Annotated in this window: 15 protein-coding genes; 6 read left to right on the forward strand and 9 right to left on the reverse strand. The window is 71.0% G+C overall.

Going from position 1 to position 15,178, the window contains the following annotated elements; translation table 11 throughout:
* Positions 1-41: 41 nt before the first annotated feature.
* Positions 42-1,046: a 5-dehydro-4-deoxyglucarate dehydratase gene (locus SLV14N_RS30280; protein WP_208685227.1), complete on the forward strand. Its 1,005-nt coding sequence runs from the start codon at positions 42-44 to the stop codon at positions 1,044-1,046.
* Positions 1,047-1,105: 59 nt separating this feature from the next.
* On the opposite strand, the gene SLV14N_RS30285 is transcribed toward SLV14N_RS30280, so the two are convergent.
* From SLV14N_RS30285 to SLV14N_RS30300, 4 genes are all read right to left on the reverse strand, one after another.
* A complete protein-coding gene (locus tag SLV14N_RS30285; RefSeq protein ID WP_208685229.1) occupies positions 1,106-1,819 on the reverse strand; it encodes a response regulator transcription factor in 714 nt (237 codons plus the stop codon).
* 43 nt (positions 1,820-1,862) lie between these two features.
* Positions 1,863-3,107, reverse strand: a complete 1,245-nt coding sequence (locus tag SLV14N_RS30290) for a sensor histidine kinase (RefSeq protein ID WP_208685232.1) — start codon at positions 3,105-3,107, stop codon at positions 1,863-1,865.
* Positions 3,107-3,304, reverse strand: a complete 198-nt coding sequence (locus tag SLV14N_RS30295) for a hypothetical protein (RefSeq protein ID WP_208685234.1) — start codon at positions 3,302-3,304, stop codon at positions 3,107-3,109. The genes SLV14N_RS30290 and SLV14N_RS30295 overlap by 1 nt, the downstream gene beginning before the upstream one ends.
* A 103-nt stretch (positions 3,305-3,407) precedes the next feature.
* Positions 3,408-4,178, reverse strand: coding sequence for an IclR family transcriptional regulator (locus SLV14N_RS30300; RefSeq protein WP_208685236.1), 771 nt, complete (start codon positions 4,176-4,178; stop codon positions 3,408-3,410).
* A gap of 138 nt (positions 4,179-4,316) precedes the next feature.
* On the opposite strand from SLV14N_RS30300, the gene SLV14N_RS30305 reads away from it, so the two are divergent.
* Positions 4,317-5,867, forward strand: coding sequence for an aldehyde dehydrogenase (NADP(+)) (locus SLV14N_RS30305; RefSeq protein WP_208685238.1), 1,551 nt, complete (start codon positions 4,317-4,319; stop codon positions 5,865-5,867).
* A gap of 5 nt (positions 5,868-5,872) precedes the next feature.
* Complete coding sequence (locus SLV14N_RS30310; protein ID WP_208685240.1) at positions 5,873-6,421, forward strand: GNAT family N-acetyltransferase; 549 nt, start codon at positions 5,873-5,875, stop codon at positions 6,419-6,421.
* On the opposite strand, the gene SLV14N_RS30315 is transcribed toward SLV14N_RS30310, so the two are convergent.
* Both SLV14N_RS30315 and SLV14N_RS30320 read right to left on the reverse strand, forming a co-directional pair.
* Complete coding sequence (locus SLV14N_RS30315; RefSeq protein WP_208685243.1) at positions 6,363-7,052, reverse strand: bifunctional 2-polyprenyl-6-hydroxyphenol methylase/3-demethylubiquinol 3-O-methyltransferase UbiG; 690 nt, start codon at positions 7,050-7,052, stop codon at positions 6,363-6,365. The genes SLV14N_RS30310 and SLV14N_RS30315 overlap by 59 nt on opposite strands.
* A 91-nt stretch (positions 7,053-7,143) precedes the next feature.
* Positions 7,144-7,974 carry an aminoglycoside phosphotransferase family protein gene (locus SLV14N_RS30320; protein ID WP_263271821.1) on the reverse strand — a complete coding sequence of 277 codons (831 nt, stop codon included), beginning with the start codon at positions 7,972-7,974 and terminating at the stop codon, positions 7,144-7,146.
* A 967-nt stretch (positions 7,975-8,941) separates the two neighbouring features.
* On the opposite strand from SLV14N_RS30320, the gene SLV14N_RS30325 reads away from it, so the two are divergent.
* The 3 genes from SLV14N_RS30325 to SLV14N_RS30335 all read left to right on the forward strand — a co-directional run bounded on the left by SLV14N_RS30325 (position 8,942) and on the right by SLV14N_RS30335 (position 12,285).
* On the forward strand, positions 8,942-10,174 hold the full coding sequence (locus tag SLV14N_RS30325; RefSeq protein WP_263271823.1) for a helix-turn-helix transcriptional regulator: 1,233 nt from the start codon (positions 8,942-8,944) through the stop codon (positions 10,172-10,174).
* Positions 10,175-10,396: 222 nt separating this feature from the next.
* Positions 10,397-11,110, forward strand: a complete 714-nt coding sequence (locus SLV14N_RS30330) for a DsbA family oxidoreductase (RefSeq protein ID WP_208685249.1) — start codon at positions 10,397-10,399, stop codon at positions 11,108-11,110.
* Positions 11,111-11,223: 113 nt separating this feature from the next.
* Positions 11,224-12,285, forward strand: a complete 1,062-nt coding sequence (locus tag SLV14N_RS30335) for an aminotransferase class V-fold PLP-dependent enzyme (protein ID WP_263271825.1) — start codon at positions 11,224-11,226, stop codon at positions 12,283-12,285.
* A gap of 140 nt (positions 12,286-12,425) precedes the next feature.
* Here the strand turns inward: SLV14N_RS30335 and thpD are convergent, their stop codons facing one another.
* The 3 genes from thpD to ectB all read right to left on the reverse strand — a co-directional run bounded on the left by thpD (position 12,426) and on the right by ectB (position 15,152).
* Positions 12,426-13,325 (reverse strand): ectoine hydroxylase, encoded by a 900-nt coding sequence (thpD, locus tag SLV14N_RS30340; RefSeq protein WP_018091829.1) that lies wholly within the window; start codon positions 13,323-13,325, stop codon positions 12,426-12,428.
* Positions 13,326-13,420: 95 nt separating this feature from the next.
* On the reverse strand, positions 13,421-13,837 hold the full coding sequence (locus SLV14N_RS30345) for an ectoine synthase (RefSeq protein WP_018091828.1): 417 nt from the start codon (positions 13,835-13,837) through the stop codon (positions 13,421-13,423).
* 46 nt (positions 13,838-13,883) lie between these two features.
* Positions 13,884-15,152, reverse strand: a complete 1,269-nt coding sequence (gene ectB, locus SLV14N_RS30350) for a diaminobutyrate--2-oxoglutarate transaminase (protein ID WP_208685253.1) — start codon at positions 15,150-15,152, stop codon at positions 13,884-13,886.
* Between the last annotated feature and the right edge of the window lie 26 nt (positions 15,153-15,178).

Consider the following 15,178-nt stretch of genomic DNA (forward strand, 5'->3'; position numbering starts at 1 on the left):
ATGCTGAACATAAACATGCACAGGCATGCCAGGGAGAGCCCGTGACCTCAGCCCCTCCCCCAGCAACCTCCCCCAGACTTCGTCCGGGAGGTGCCCCCAGGCGGCACCCCCAGCTCGCCGACCGCCTCGACGGACCGCTCTTCTTCCCCGTGACCGCGTACGGGCCGGACGGCGCCCTGGACCCGGCCGCCTTCCGCGCCCATGTGCGCGACGGTATCGACGCGGGCGCGGCCGCCGTGTTCGCCTGCTGCGGCACCGGCGAATTCCATGCGCTCACCCCCGGGGAGTTCGCGGACTGCATCGCGGCCGCGGTCGACGAGGCCGCGGGCCGGGTCCCGGTGATCGCCGGTACGGGCTACGGCACCGCGCTCGCCGCGCAGTTCGCCCACCTCGCCCACGAAGCGGGCGCCGACGGGCTGCTCGCCCTGCCGCCCTATCTCGTCGTCGCCGGCCAGCAGGGGCTGCTGACGCACTACACCGAACTCGCCGCCGCCACCCCGCTCCCCGTCATCGTCTACCAGCGCGACAACGCCGTCTTCACCCCGGCCACCGTCGCCGCCCTGGCCCGGACCCCCGGCATCATCGGTCTCAAGGACGGGCTGGGAGACCTCGATCTGCTGCAGCGCATCATCAGCGCCGTCCGCACCGAGGCGCCCGAGGAGGACTTCCTCTACTTCAACGGCCTGCCCACCGCCGAACTCACCTGCCCCGCCTACCGGGGCCTGGGCGTCCGCCTCTACTCCTCCGCCGTCTTCGCCTTCGCCCCCGAGATCGCACTCGCCTTCCACCGGGCGCTGGACTCCGGCGACGACGACACCGTGCACCGGCTGCTGGACGGCTTCTACCGGCCGCTGGCCGAACTCCGCAACCAGGGCCGCGGCTACGCCGTATCGCTGGTCAAGGCGGGCGTACGGATGCGCGGCCCGGACGTCGGCGAGGTCCGCCCGCCACTCAGCGAACCGTCCCCCGCGCATCTGGAGGAGCTGGCCGGGCTGATCGAGCGCGGGCCGGCCCTGGTCGCGGACACGGCAGGGACCGGCGCCTGATGCGCACCGGAGCGTTCCTCACGGGCCTCTCGTACCGGATCGCCCCGGCCCCCCGGCGCTCACCCCGGCCGGACGAACCCGCACTCGTACGCGGCGATCACCGCCTGGGTCCGGTCCCGCACCCCGAGCTTGGCCAGCACCCCCGCCACATGCGTCTTGACCGTGGCCGGGCCCACCCCCAGCCGCTCCGCGATCTCGGCATTGGTCATCCCGGCCGTCATCAGCCGCAGCACCGCCCGCTCCCGCTCCGACAGCCGGGCCCGCAGCGCCCGCACCGCGTCGTCCGCGGCCCGCTCCCCGGCGTGCCGGGCGGCCAGCCGCCGCACCGCGGCCGGGAACAGCAGCGAGTCGCTGCGCGCCACCAGCCGCACGGCCTGCACCAGCTCCTCGGCGCCGGACCGCTTGAGCAGGAACCCGCTGGCGCCGGCCCGCAGCGCGTCATAGACATAGGCGTCGTTCTCGAAGGTCGTCACCACGATGATGCGCGGCGGCCGGTCCATCCCGGCGAGCACCTGCTCGGTCGCCCGGATCCCGTCGATCTCCGGCATCCGGACGTCCATCAGCACGATGTCCGGGCGCAGCGCACGGATCAGCGGCACCGCCTCGGCGCCGGTCGCCGCCTCGCCGACGACCTCCATATCGCCCTCGGCGCCCAGGATCGCGCGCAGCGCCGACCGCACCATCTGCTCGTCGTCGGCGAGCACGACACGGAGGGGGCGGGGGGCGTCCCCGTCGCCCGCCCGCCGGTCGTCGTCGTCCTGCGTCGTGGTCATACCGTCCACCCCGTCCCCGGCTTCCTGCCGTACGCCGCCCCGTTCACCGCTCCTCCGACCCCGTCCCCGTCCCCGCCCCCGTCAGCGGCAGCCGCGCCGTCAGCTGCCATACGCCGTCCCGTTCCTCCGCCACCGCCGCACCGCCCAGCAGCCGGGCGCGCTCGGCGATCCCGCGCAGTCCGCGGCCCCCGCCCGGCCGGGCCGCCGGGCCCGCGGAGCCGGCGGCCGGACCCGCCACCGGGTTCTCCACCCGTATCCGCAACTCGCCCTCCCGGACGCCGAGATGCAGCCGGACCGGCACCGGACCGGCGTGCCGCAGCGCATTGCTGAGGCCTTCCTGCACGATCCGGTAGGCCTCCCGGGAGACCACCGGCGCCAGCCCCGCACACGGCCCCTCCACCGTCGCCTCGACCGGTACGCCCGCCGCCCGGGTCCGGCCGAGCAGCGCCTCCAGGCCGTCCAGGGTGGGTGCGGGCGCGGCCGGATCGCTGCCGTCCTCCTCGCGCAACAGGCCGAGGACGGTGTCCAGTTCGGCGACCGCGTCACGGGTGGTCTCCTCGATGGCGGCCAGCGCCCGGCGGGCGAACTCCGGGTCCGTGTCCAGGACCCGGCGGGCCGCGCCCGCCTGGAGGGTGACCGCGCTCAGCGCATGCCCGACCGCATCGTGCAGCTCGCGGGCCAGCCGGTTGCGGGAGGCCAGATCGGCGGCCCGGCGCTCGGCGGCCGCCAGCCGGTCGGCGGGCGTGGGGCCCAGCAGCACGGGGGCGACGCGGCCCAGCAGCGCCCCCGCCCCCCAGGACGTGCCGGCCACCAGGGCCAGCAGCGCCAGCCCCGCGAGCGGGCCCAGCGCGCCATGGAAGACATCCGGCCAGCCCGGCGCGATGTGCCGCAGGGGGGCGGAGAACGGCAGCAACAGCAGCAGCACCGCGGCCGGCGGCGCGGACAGCGTCATCCCGCTGACGATCCCACCGGCCAGCAGATGCGCCACGAACCACAGTGCGGTACGCCGCCGGGCCGCCCACGAGACCGCCGGCCCCTCGGCCAGTTGCTCCGCGGGCACCCCGCACAGCGACCGTACGGCGGCCACCTCCAGCGGCCGCAGCAGCGGGAAGAGCAGTGCGGCCAGGGCGGCCGGCGGCAGCGCACAGCCGAACGCGGCCAACTGCCAGCCCACTTGGCGCAGCGGGTCGGCGCCGTCCGCGACCAGCGGCAGGACCACCGAGGCCAGCAGGAAGAAGGGCATCAACAGCGCGCCGCCCAGCACCAGATGGACCCAGCGCCGCCCCATCAGTCGCACCGGGCGGCCTCACGTTCGGCGAAGAAGTGGGCCCCCGCCACCGCCACCATCGTCCCGACGATCATCTGCACAGCGTAAGTGAGGCTCATCAGCGGTGTGGGCAGCACCGTACGCGCCGCCGTGCGCGGGGTGGGCGACGGTGCGGCGGAGTGCGGGGCCCGTGCGGGACGGCCGGTCCGAGTGCTCATGGCCACCAGCCTTCCGGCGGCTGCCCGGCGGCGCCTCGGTCCCGATGACGATCCCCCTCCGCCGTACGGGGGAGGGGCGCTCAACCGGTCCTGCGGGGCCGTCTCACAGCCGCCGGGTGGCCAGCGCCAGCCGGTCGCGGGCGTCGAACAGGGCGTCCTTGATCATCTGTTCGTGCCCTGGGGTCAGCCGGGCCACCGGCACCGAGCAGCTGATCGCGTCCCGCGCCGGGGTGCGGTAGGGGATGGCGACGCCGAAGCAGCGCAGGCCCAGCGTGTTCTCCTCGCGGTCGACCGCAAAGCCCTGTTCGCGCACCGTGTGCAGCTCCTCGATCAGCTGCTCGCGGTCGGTGAGGGTGTGCTCGGTCAGCCGGTCGAGGGTGGGCGGCAGCATCGCCCGGACCTGCTCGTCGGTGTACGTGGCGAGCAGCGCTTTGCCCAGTGAGGTGGAGTGCGCGGGCAGCCGCCGGCCGACGCGGGTGAAGGGGCGCAGATAGTGCTGCGACTGACGGGTCGCGAGGTAGACGACATTGGTGCCGTCGAGGCGGGCGAGGTGGATGGTCTCGGTGGTGTCGTCGGAGAGCCGGTCCAGCGTCGGGCGGGCCGCGGCCACCACCTCGTCGCCGTCGATGTACGAGGTGCCGACGAGCAGGGCGCGCACCCCGATGCCGTAGCGGGTGCCGGTCGCGTCGGTCTCGACCCAGCCCAGGTCGACGAGGGTGCGCAGCAGCATGTAGAGGCTGGACTTCGGGTAGCCGACCGCTTCCTGGACGGAGGCCAGACTGTGCATACCGGGACGGCCCGCGAAGTACTCGAGCAATTCGACCGTCCGCACGGCGGATTTGACCTGCGCTCCACCGGTATCGGCAGCTGACATCGCCCTTGACCCCTCTGTTCGGACCGCCATAGAGTCCCAGTTGTTCATCATCTGGGACAGCGTTCAGCATATCGAACGTGATCCGGTGTGCGGCAAGGCGCGGAACGACTCGGCAGCATCGCCCGGGAGGAATGCACGGTGGCAGCGACAGCAGCAGCACCAGTCTGGAGTGTCGACCCCCGAACCGGGAAGCAGCGGGAGCAGGTTGCGGTGGAAGCCACAGCCGACGAGGTGGACACCGTGGTCCGCACGGCACACGCCGCCCGGGGCGCGCTGGCCGACCGCACCGTACGCGCCGCCCTGCTGCGCCGCGCCGCCGATCTGCTCGACGAGGCGGGTGACGCGGTCATCGAGGCCGCCGACGCCGAGACCGCGCTCGGCCCCGGCCGGCTCACCGGCGAACTCGCCCGCACCACCTACCAGTTGCGGGCCTTCGCGGAGCTGGTGCGGGACGGCGCGTTCCTCGACGTCCTGATCGACCACGCCGACCCCGCACTCACCCCGCCCCGGCCCGACCTGCGCCGTTACAAGATCCCGCTGGGCGCCGTCGCGGTCTACTCCGCCAGCAACTTCCCGCTCGCCTTCTCGGTACCCGGCGGCGACACCGCAAGCGCCCTCGCGGCCGGCTGCCCGGTCGTCGTCAAGGCACACCCGGACCACCCGGCCACCTCCGAGCTGTGTGCCGCGCTGCTGCGCCGCGCCGCCAGGGAGGTCGGCCTGCCCGAGGGCGTGGTCAACCTGGTGCACGGCTTCCAGGCCGGTATCGACCTGGTGCGCCACCCGCTGATCACCGCGGCCGGCTTCACCGGTTCGGTGCGCGGCGGCCGCGCCCTGTACGACGCGGCCGCGTCCCGCCCGCACCCGATCCCCTTCCACGGCGAGCTGGGCAGCCTCAACCCCGTCGTGATCACCGAGGCCGCGGCCGCCGAGCGCGCCGAGCGGATCGGTGCCGGGCTGGCCGGGGCGATGACCCTCGGCGTCGGCCAGTTCTGCGTCAAGCCGGGCCTGGTCCTGGCGCCCGACGGGGAGAAGGGCGACCGGCTGCTGAAGTCGCTGACCGCCGCGGTCAGCGACACCGAGGCCGGGGTGCTGCTCGACCACCGGATGCGGGAGGCGTTCCTCGACGGGATCCGCACCCGCGCCGCGCTCCCCGGCGTCGAGGCGCCGGTGACCCCCGGCGCGGGCGGCGAGCACACCGTCAGCGCCGGCTTCCTCGCCGTCCCCGCCGGCCGTCTGGCCACCGAAGGGCCGCACGACCTCCTCCTGGAGGAGTGCTTCGGCCCGGTCACCGTCGTCGCCCGCTACACCGACGAGGCCGAGATCGGCGCCGTACTCTCCCGGCTGCCCGGCAACCTCTCCGCGACGCTGCAGCTCGGCGAGGCGGAGAGCGCCGGCACCGATGAGGCGGGCCGCGGTGCCCGGCTGCTGGCCGAGGTCACCCCGCTCGCCGGCCGGGTGGTCGTCAACGGCTGGCCGACCGGGGTCGCGGTCGCCCCGGCCCAGCACCACGGCGGCCCCTACCCGGCGACCACTTCCACCTCCACCTCCGTCGGCGGCAGTGCCGTTGAACGCTGGCTGCGCCCGGTCGCCTACCAGGACACCCCGCCGGCGCTGCTGCCGCCCGAACTGCGCGAGGACAACCCGCTCGGTCTGCCGCGCCGGGTCGACGGCCGCGCCGAGGGCGCGTAGCGACCGTGCTCCCCGCCCCCGACGAGGCCGCCCTCCGGGTCCGCGCCGCGACCGCCGCGGACCTGGCCGCGATCGCCGCCCTGCACACCGGGGCCCGCGCCGCCTACCACCGCGCCCGCTTCCCGGACGCGCCCTTCGACGTCCCCGCCGAACAGGCCCGTTGGCACGACGCCTGGTCCCGCGACCTGGCCCGGGACGGCACCTCCGCGCTCTGCGCCGCCCGGCACGGCACGGTGGTCGGCGCGGCCTCCTACCGCCACCGCGCCGGTCACCAACCGGCCGTCACCCTCCACCAGCTCCATGTCGACCCCGGCCACTGGGGCACCGGCGTCGGCCTGGCCCTGCACCACGCCTGCTTACGGGCCTGGCACGCGGCCGGCATCTCCCGGGCCGCCCTCGACGTCCTCTGGCACAACCACCGCGCCCGCGCCTTCTACACCCGCCTCGGATGGCGCCCCGACCCGGACCGCCGCCCCGCCCCGGACGCCGCCCATCTCACCCTGACGCTGGACCTGGCGACGGCGCAGGCGCCGCCGGCTCCCGCCGGGCGATGAGCTGCAGCCGCTCGGCCATCCGCCCGTCCAGCGCGGCCACCGACCCCGCCCGCTCCTTCAGCACCGAGAAGCCCGCCTCCCGCACCAGCCCCCGCAGCCGCTCCGGCGGATGGTGCCGGAACACCCCGCCGTCCGGCGTCTCGAACACCCCGTACGTCCCGTACCGCTCCGCGAACCGCGCATACCGCTCCCGGTTGAGCCCATCACCCTGCAACGGCACATCGCTCAGATACAGCACCCCACCCGGCCGCACCAGCCGCCCCAGCTCCCCGACGATCGCCGTCTGGTCCGCGTCCCGGGGAACACAGGTGAGCACCGCGAACAGCAGCGCCGCATCGAACGCACCGTCCCCGAACGGCAGCGGAAAACCGGGACAGCGCAGCAGCTCCAGCTCCGGATGCTCCCGCTGCCCCCGCGCGATCAGCGCCGCCGAGACATCCACCCCACGCACCGCGCCATACCCGAGCCCGGCCAGCTCGGCGGTCAGCCGCCCGTAACCACAGCCGTAGTCCAGCACCCGCGCGCTCCGCGGCACATACGCATCCAGCAGCGCCGGGTCGAGCGGATGGGTGAAGGTCTTGGCGGACCCGGTCGTCTCCCAGAACCCGAGAAATCCCTGTGACGAGGTCATGCGGGGACGGTACCCGCGGAATGGGCACACCGTCCCTCCGCCGTGAGGAGAAGTGGACAGACGGTCCGTCCGGGGCCCGCACCGCGCGCCCTCAGCCCGCCTCATGCCGGAAGCTGAGCAATTGACGGAAGCGGGCGTTGCTTGGCGCTGCGCCCTTCTCGCCAACGGTAGCCGTCCACTGCCGGCACGTCACGGTCACGAAAATCTCCACTGCTTTCGGATCGGCTTTCCGCCAGCTGGGAAATCCGCTGAGCCACCCCCGAGCGTCAGCGGGTGTCTGCCCGCATTCCATCAGCCGCACGGCCATACAGGCCGGGTCCACCCACGGCGGACCGAACGCCGACATGGCCCAGTCCACCACGTACGCCTGTCCGCCGTATGTGCTGATCATGATGTTGTGCGGATTGGTGTCGGTGTGGAGCAGGCTTGCGCCGCTGAGTGCTTCCGCTTCACCGGGGGCCAGGAAGGCGGCGAACCGGTCTGCGAATTCGGGGGCTGTGAAAACGGGACTACCGAGCCGTCGCGCATCTTCCACGCTGAGTTCTTGCATTCTTCTCATGGCGGATGCCACGGCGTTGAGGTCTTTTGATCCGGGACCTAGATCCGCGTGTCGGCCGTCAACATGGACGAACGCCAGACAGAACCAGCCACCCGCCTCGAAGCGGTGACGAATGGCGGGACTGATTCCGGCAACCGTGTCATTGATCCGGTCCTCGCAGCGCAGCCCTGACATTCTGTCGGCGTCAGACGTGCGCACGCCCTTGAGGAAGATCCGGCCGTTGTCCCGAGTGTCAACGATCAACGCCAACGAACAGTTCAACCCGTCGGACACGCATGCCGATGCGATCACCGGGCCGGTACGCGCCTCGACGGCATCGCGGAGCCCCGACGGGAGCTCTTCCCACTTGATACGCTCGCGCATGTGCTCTCCTCTGCCGACTGAGAAGGGAGCCGATCGAGCGGCCCCCTCCGCAGCCATTGGCTACTGCGTTGCCCCGCACTTACGGCAGCGCGGCTTTCCGCTCCACGGCACCCACTCGTGATCGCACTCGCTCAGAATCCATGGTTCCATAACCAGGCACCTTTCTCCGGGAGTTCGTTGCATTGACGGAACCGCCCGGCTCTTTTCTGCGCAGCGCTCGCATTCGGGAACTGCGCACGGCGGGGGATCGGCGTCGGGCGGGAAGCGGACGACGCCGGATGCCACGTCCAGCGCTCCGCCGCCCTCCGTCCACCATCCAACGGGGGTGTTCTCGTACGCCGTGCCCGCGAAGGGACAAGGCTGTGCTTCTCGGCGGCCACCCGCGCTCACGTGCCGCCGTGCGCTTCGACGGGCGTGCCGTTGTGGTCCGGATGTCGCCGCAGCAACACGCGGCAGTCAACGGCCTTCGACTTGTCGCCGCTCGCTTCGGCGTCAGCGAGTTCGCCTCGCAGGTGATCGCACGTACGACAGCTCACCGCGGATGCCTCCCGGACGCCCGCCGGTTCTCCTCAACGACCGACGGCCGAAGGCGCCGCATGGTCGGGCTGATCGACCGGTCGTCCTCGGCCTGGTCGTGTACCGGATCGTCGTCGGCGACGGTTCGCTCCACCGTCTCCGGCTCTCCCGGCGTACGGCCCGTACCGTGTTCCGCGGGCACGGGCCGTCACTCCGGGATGTGAAGCGCCAGGGCTTTGCGGGTGCTGCTGCTCACCGTTCAACCACCTTCCTGATCGGCTCCGTTGGGCAGGAAGACCAGGCAAGCAGTGCGGAAGGGACGGCACCACGGCAAGAAGGCCGCAGTTCTGCCGCATCCTGCCCTCATTGACCGTTCTGACCAGTACAGACGCACTTTCACTGGCTACGCTGCTGAGAGCGGAGGCACCCGGACGGGAGAGGACGGGCAAGCATGGTGAGTAGGCGGCGGAGGTTCGCGGAGCACCGGAAGGCTTGCGGGTACAACCAGGAGGATTTCGCGGAAGCCGTGGGAGTTGACCGTTCCACCGTCCAGCGGTGGGAAAGCGGCAAGACCGGCCCACAGCCTTGGCAGCGGCCCAGTATCGCTCGGGTTCTGCACATAACAGCGAAGGACCTTGACGAGCTGCTGTTCCCGGATGCCCATGTCCCGCACCCTCCGTCCGTCAACCGGCTTGCTGTCACTGAGCCCTCCGGCGACGATGAATTCGATGCGTACGAGCTGGCGCGCCGGGTGTCCGCGAGTGACGTGGGCGCTGAAACGCTGCTCCGCCTGGAAAACGCCTTTGATGAACTTGCCATGAAGTATCCGGTATCTCCGCCGCAGAATCTTCTGGAGCGAGTGCGGAAACACTCGGCCTACGTGTCGCATCTGATGGATTCCCGGATGACCCTCGGCGAACAGCGTCGTCTGTATGTCGTGGGGGGGTGGTTCCAGCTCTTGGGGGCAACTCTGCATATTGACCTCAACCAGGAGAACGCGGCGACATCCCGCCTCCGGACGGCGATGACTCTTGCGCAGCATGCCGAGCATTCAGAGATTCAGGCGTGGTGTTATGAAACGGACGCCTGGCGTGTTCTTACCGGCGGCGAGTACATGCGAGCACTGGAATTGTCGGTAGTTGCGCAGCGGCTTGCTCCGGCGGGAAGCTCGGTCGCGATTCAGGCGACGGCTCAAGAGGGCAGGGCGCGGGCGCGTCTCGGTGAGGCGAAAGAAACATACGCCGCGATAGACCGGGTGCAGGGCATGTCTGCGGCCCTCACGCAGAACAAGGGCATCGAGCATCACTATCAGTACGATCCGGGTAAATCGCTGGCCTATGCGGCCACCACACTGGCATGGGTGGGGGATCCTGCGGCAGAAGGCGTTGCACGGGAAGTCATCGCAAGACTGGCTCCCTCGGAAGACATTCATAAGTGGCCCCGAAGAGTTGCCTCGGCCAATATCGATCTGGCGCTGACCTTACTCAATGGCAAACGCCTGGATGAGGCATGTGACGCGGCGCAACGTGCCATACTTTCGGGCCGAGTTGTGCCATCCAATCATTGGCGCGCTCTCGAAGTGGTCAAGGCCGTCGAAGCTCGACAACTGCCGGAAGCGTCCGACCTCCGCGATGCCTACCAGACATTAAAGGAACTTCCGAGGGAGGACGAGAAGACTGAATAGGTGAAGCTCGGCGTCCGTAGCGATGCTCCTGCCCTCATTCCTGGCCGTGTGCCCTGGGGGGTCATGCCCGGTTGCCCCTCCGGTGCGGATGGCTCGCGATCTCCGGGTTACGGGGGCGGAGGCCGCCTGTGCTCTGCCGCACGGCTCCGGCAACCGCGCGGGAATAGCCCCCCGCCCCCCGAGGTTGCACCGGAACACATCCACGACGAGGAAAGTCAGCTCATGCGCGTCGAAATCTGGTCCGACATCGCCTGCCCCTGGTGCTACATCGGCAAGGCCCGCTTCGAGGCCGGGCTGGCCGCCTTTGCGCACCGTGGGGACGTCGAGGTGGTGCACCGCTCGTTCGAGCTGGATCCGAAGGCGCCGGCCGCCACCGACGTCCCGGTGCTCGACATGCTCGCCACGAAGTACGGCGTGAGCCGTGCGCAGGCCGAGGCGATGGAGGCGCGGGTCGCCGACGCGGCGGCGGGGGAGGGGCTGGACTACCGGTCCGACCGGATCCACGGGAACACCTTTGACCTGCACCGGCTGCTGCATCTCGGCAGGGCGCACGGCGTCCAGGACGCGCTGCTCGATGCCTTCTACCGCGCCAACTTCGCCGAGGCCAGGCTGCTCGGCGACCCCGCCGTGCTCCAGGAGATCGCCGTCGGCGCGGGGCTGCCCGCCGAGGAGGCTGCCCGGGTGCTGGCCGACCCGGAGGCGTATGCGCAGGAGGTACGGGCCGAGGAGCGCGAGGCCGCGGAGCTGGGCGCCACGGGCGTGCCGTTCTTCGTCATCGACCGCCGGTACGGCATCTCGGGCGGGCAGCCCGCGGAGGTCTTCCGGGAGGCCCTGGAGCGTGCGCACGCCGACGGCGCCGGACCGCTCCGGCCGGCCGGAGCGGCCGACGAGGCCGGGGTGTGCGGGGACGACGGCTGCGCCGTGCCCGGGAAGTGAGCCGGGGGCGTCCCGGCCGCACCCGGTGTGACCTGCGCCGACAAGGAACCGATGCGGACCGGCCGAGCAAAGTCGCCATGGACGCGGCGCGAGGTGCCGAGCAGAGTGGGGACATGCATCGACGTGAGCCACTCGGCGGGGCCGAATTCGCGCCCGAGACGACCTATCTGAACTCCGCCTCGTCCGGACTCCTTCCGCGCCGCGCCGCCGACGCCCTGCGCGCGGCCATCGACGAGTCCGCCTCCTACGGCACCATGGGCCGCGACTACTTCGCCGCCACCACGGCCTCCCGCGCCGCCTTCGCCCGGCTGATGGACGTCCCGGCCGAGCGGGTGGCCGTCGGCAGCTCGGTCGCGGTGCAGTCCGCGTTCGTGGCCGCGTCGCTGCCGGCGGGCGCCGAAGTACTCGCCCCCGAGGGCGACTTCAGCTCCCTGGTCAATCCGCTCGCCGCCCACCCGGGCATCAAGCTGCGCACCGTGCCGCTGGAGGCGCTCGCCGATGCGGTGCGCCCCGGGACCGCGCTGGTCGCCTTCAGCGCCGTGCAGTCGGTGGACGGCCGGATCGCCGACATGGCGGCGGTGCGCGAGGCGGCGGCGGCCCACGGGGCGCGCACCTACCTCGACATCACCCAGGCCGCCGGCTGGCTGCCGCTGCGCGCCGCGGACTTCGACTTCGTGGTCGCCGGGGCCTTCAAGTGGCTGCTGTGCCCGCGTGGGGCGACGTTCATGGCGTTCGGCGGGGATTACGGGCGGGGCGAGGAGTGGCCGGCCGCACTCCATGCGGGCTGGGTCGCCGGTGAGGACATCGGCGAGTCCAACTACGGGCTGATCCAGCCGGCCGCCACCGCCCGGCGCTTCGACGAACCGCACGCCCACTTCTCCTACGTCGGCGCCGAACAGTCCCTCGGCCTCCTCGGGGAGCTGGGCGTCTCCGCCATCCACGCCCACGACACCGCACTCGCCGAGTACTACCGCGCGGGGCTGGCCGAGCGCGGTCTGACGCCCCGGCCCGCGCCCGGTTCGGCGATCGTCTCCACCCCCGGGATCGCGGACGCGGAGCACCGGCTGGCCGAGGCGGGCGTACGGGTCGCGGTGCGCGGCGGACTGCTCCGCGCGGCCTTCCACCTCTACAACTCGACGGACGACGTGGACCGGTTGCTGGCCCTGCTGGGGTAGGGCCGGTCCGACGGGCCGGCAACCTGCCCCGCCGGCCGGCGCCCGGCGGCCCCTCCAACACCCCGGACCGGCCGTACAACACGGCGCGGCCGCCGCACAGACCAGCTGTGCGGCGGCCGCGCCACCGGTGCGAGTGTCCCCTAACGCACCGGAGTGAAGTCGCGGGCCCCGATGTACTCCGGGCGCCGGACCGGCGCTGCGAACGGCTCCACCGCAGCGTTCTCCACGCTGTTGAAGACGATGAAGACATTGCTGCGCGGGTAGGGCGTGATGTTGTCGCCCGAGCCGTGCATGGCGTTGCAGTCGAACCACGTCGCCGAGCCGGCCTTACCGGTGAAGAGACGGATGCTGTGCTTGTCCGCCATCTTCGTGAGCACCTCGTCCGACGGGATGCCCGCGTCCTGCATCTGCAGCGACCGCTTGTAGTTGTCCTTCGGCGTCGCACCCTCACAGCCCACGAAGTACTCGTGCGAGCCGGGCATGATCATCAAGCCGCCGTTGGTGTCGTAATTCTCCGTCAGCGCGATCGAGACCGACACGGTGCGCATGTTCGGCAGACCGTCCTCGGCGTGCCAGGTCTCGAAGTCCGAATGCCAGTAGAAGCCGGAGGCACCGAAGCCCGGCTTCACATTGATCCGCGACTGGTGGACATAGACGTCCGAGCCGAGGATCTGACGGGCACGGCCGACCACGCGCGGGTCGGAGACCAGCTTGGCGAACACCTCGCTGATCTTGTGCACCTCGAACACGGTCCGTACGTCCTGTGACTTCGGCTCGACGATGGAGCGCGGGTCGGCGCGCATCGTCGGGTCGAGGACGAGACGGTCCAGTTCGGCGCGGTACACCGCGACTTCTTCCGCCGTGAGCAGTTCCCCGATGGCGAAAAAGCCGTCGCGTTCGAAGTCGCTCAGCTCGGACGGCTCGAAGGGGCCGGCCGTTCCGGGCTGCGACCACACCACCGGGTCCTTCCGCGGGGTGATGACCTCAGCGGTCCCACGGGTCGGGTACAGGTCGGCGGTGCGCTCGGGTGCGGTGGTCATGGTGTTGCCTTCCTCTCCTCTCGTACGGAATCTGGCTTACGTGCGCGTGCGTGTGCCTTCCTCAGCGCTGCCGGACGGGGCAGGCGGATGGCGCCTCAGACCGTCTCGGGCTCAGACTCCGGTTCGGTGAGAAGCGGGTAGACCCCGTTCTCGTCGTGGTCCTCGCGGCCGGTGACGGGCGGGTTGAAGACACACACGCAGCGGAAGTCCTCCTTGATCCGCATGGTGTGCTTCTCGTGCCCGTCGAGCAGGTACATCGTGCCCGGCGTGATGGTGTACTTCTCGCCGGTCTCGTCGTTCGTGAGCTCGGCCTCACCCTCTACGCAGAGTACGGCCTCGATGTGGTTCGCGTACCACATCGACGTCTCGGTCCCGGCGTACAGGGTGGTCTCGTGCAGCGAGAAACCGACGCGCTCCTTGGCGAGCACGATGCGCTTGCTCTCCCAGGTGCCGGACTTGGCCTTGACGTGGCGGTCGGTGCCTTCGATGTCCTTGAAGGATCGGACGATCACGGTGACTCGGTGCCTTTCTGTGGAACGGTAAGGGGCTCTGGAGTGGTCAGACGCAGTCGCGGACCGCGCGGGCGAGGATCCGAAGTCCCTCGTCCAGCTCCTCGGGGGTGGTCGTCAGGGCGGGCAGCAGCTTGACGACCTCGCTCTCCGGGCCGGAGGTCTCGATCAGCAGACCCAGCTCGAAGGCGCGCTTGGCAATCTTGTCGGCGGTGGGCTTGTCGTTGAGCTCCATGCCCCACACCAGACCGCGGCCGCGGTACTCGGCGATGGCGTCCGGGTGCTCCTCGGTGATGGCCTTGAGGTGTGCTTCGACGATCTCACCGCGGGCGAGAGTCTGCTTCTCCATCTGGCCGTCGGCCCAGTAGGTGTCCAGCGTCGCGGCGGCGGTGACGAACGCCGGGTTGTTGCCGCGGAAGGTGCCGTTGTGCTCGCCCGGCTCCCAGATGTCCAGCTCAGGCTTGAACAGGGTGAGCGCGAGCGGCAGGCCGTAGCCGCTGATGGACTTCGAGACGGTGACGATGTCCGGCACGATGCCCGCCTCCTCGAAGGAGAAGAAGGCACCCGTACGGCCGCAACCCATCTGGATGTCGTCGACGATGAGCAGCATGTCCCAGCGCTCACACAGGTCGGCGAGGGCACGCAGCCACTCGGGACGGGCGACGTTGATGCCGCCCTCGCCCTGGACCGTCTCGACGATCACGGCGGCGGGGGTGTTCAGACCGGAGCCCTGGTCCTCCAGCAGCCGCTCGAACCACAGGAAGTCCGGGTAGGTGCCGTCGAGGTAGTTGTCGAAGGGCATCGGGGTGCCGTGCACCAGCGGGATACCGGCGCCGGCGCGCTTCATGGAGTTACCGGTGACGGCCAGCGCGCCCAGGGACATGCCGTGGAAGGCGTTGGTGAAGGACACGATCGACTCGCGGCCCTTGACCTTACGGGCCAGCTTCAGCGCGGCCTCGACGGAGTTGGCGCCCGTCGGGCCCGGGAACATGACCTTGTAGGGCAGGTCACGGGGCCGCAGGATGATGTTCTGGAACGACTCCAGGAACGCCCGCTTGGCCGTGGTGGACATGTCCAGGCCGTGGGTGACGCCGTCCCGCTCGATGTAGTCGATCAGGGCGCGTTTGAGGACCGGGTTGTTGTGGCCGTAGTTGAGCGACCCGGCGCCGGCGAAGAAGTCGAGGTAGGTGTGGCCGTCCTCGTCGGTCATGCGGCTGCCCTGCGCACGGTCGAAGACGGTGGGCCAGCTACGGCAGTAGCTGCGGACCTCGGACTCCACGGTCTCGAAGACGCTCAGATCGGGCTGGGTGATGGTCACAGCATGCTCCTGGGAGATGAGTGGCG

This window comes from Streptomyces sp. Je 1-4 4N24 (assembly GCF_026239515.1).
In the GTDB taxonomy this organism is placed as follows: Bacteria; Actinomycetota; Actinomycetes; order Streptomycetales; family Streptomycetaceae; genus Streptomyces; species Streptomyces nigrescens.

Excerpts from the sequence above, each read along its gene's own strand:
- SLV14N_RS30285 (WP_208685229.1), bottom strand. The coding sequence starts at position 1,819 with ATGACCACGACGCAGGACGACGACGACCGGCGGGCGGGCGACGGGGAC.
- SLV14N_RS30290 (WP_208685232.1), bottom strand. The coding sequence starts at position 3,107 with ATGGGGCGGCGCTGGGTCCATCTGGTGCTGGGCGGCGCGCTGTTGATG.
- SLV14N_RS30295 (WP_208685234.1), bottom strand. The coding sequence starts at position 3,304 with ATGAGCACTCGGACCGGCCGTCCCGCACGGGCCCCGCACTCCGCCGCA.
- SLV14N_RS30300 (WP_208685236.1), bottom strand. The coding sequence starts at position 4,178 with ATGTCAGCTGCCGATACCGGTGGAGCGCAGGTCAAATCCGCCGTGCGG.
- SLV14N_RS30315 (WP_208685243.1), bottom strand. The coding sequence starts at position 7,052 with ATGACCTCGTCACAGGGATTTCTCGGGTTCTGGGAGACGACCGGGTCC.
- SLV14N_RS30320 (WP_263271821.1), bottom strand. The coding sequence starts at position 7,974 with ATGCGCGAGCGTATCAAGTGGGAAGAGCTCCCGTCGGGGCTCCGCGAT.
- SLV14N_RS30325 (WP_263271823.1), top strand. The coding sequence starts at position 8,942 with ATGGTGAGTAGGCGGCGGAGGTTCGCGGAGCACCGGAAGGCTTGCGGG.
- SLV14N_RS30330 (WP_208685249.1), top strand. The coding sequence starts at position 10,397 with ATGCGCGTCGAAATCTGGTCCGACATCGCCTGCCCCTGGTGCTACATC.
- SLV14N_RS30335 (WP_263271825.1), top strand. The coding sequence starts at position 11,224 with ATGCATCGACGTGAGCCACTCGGCGGGGCCGAATTCGCGCCCGAGACG.
- thpD (WP_018091829.1), bottom strand. The coding sequence starts at position 13,325 with ATGACCACCGCACCCGAGCGCACCGCCGACCTGTACCCGACCCGTGGG.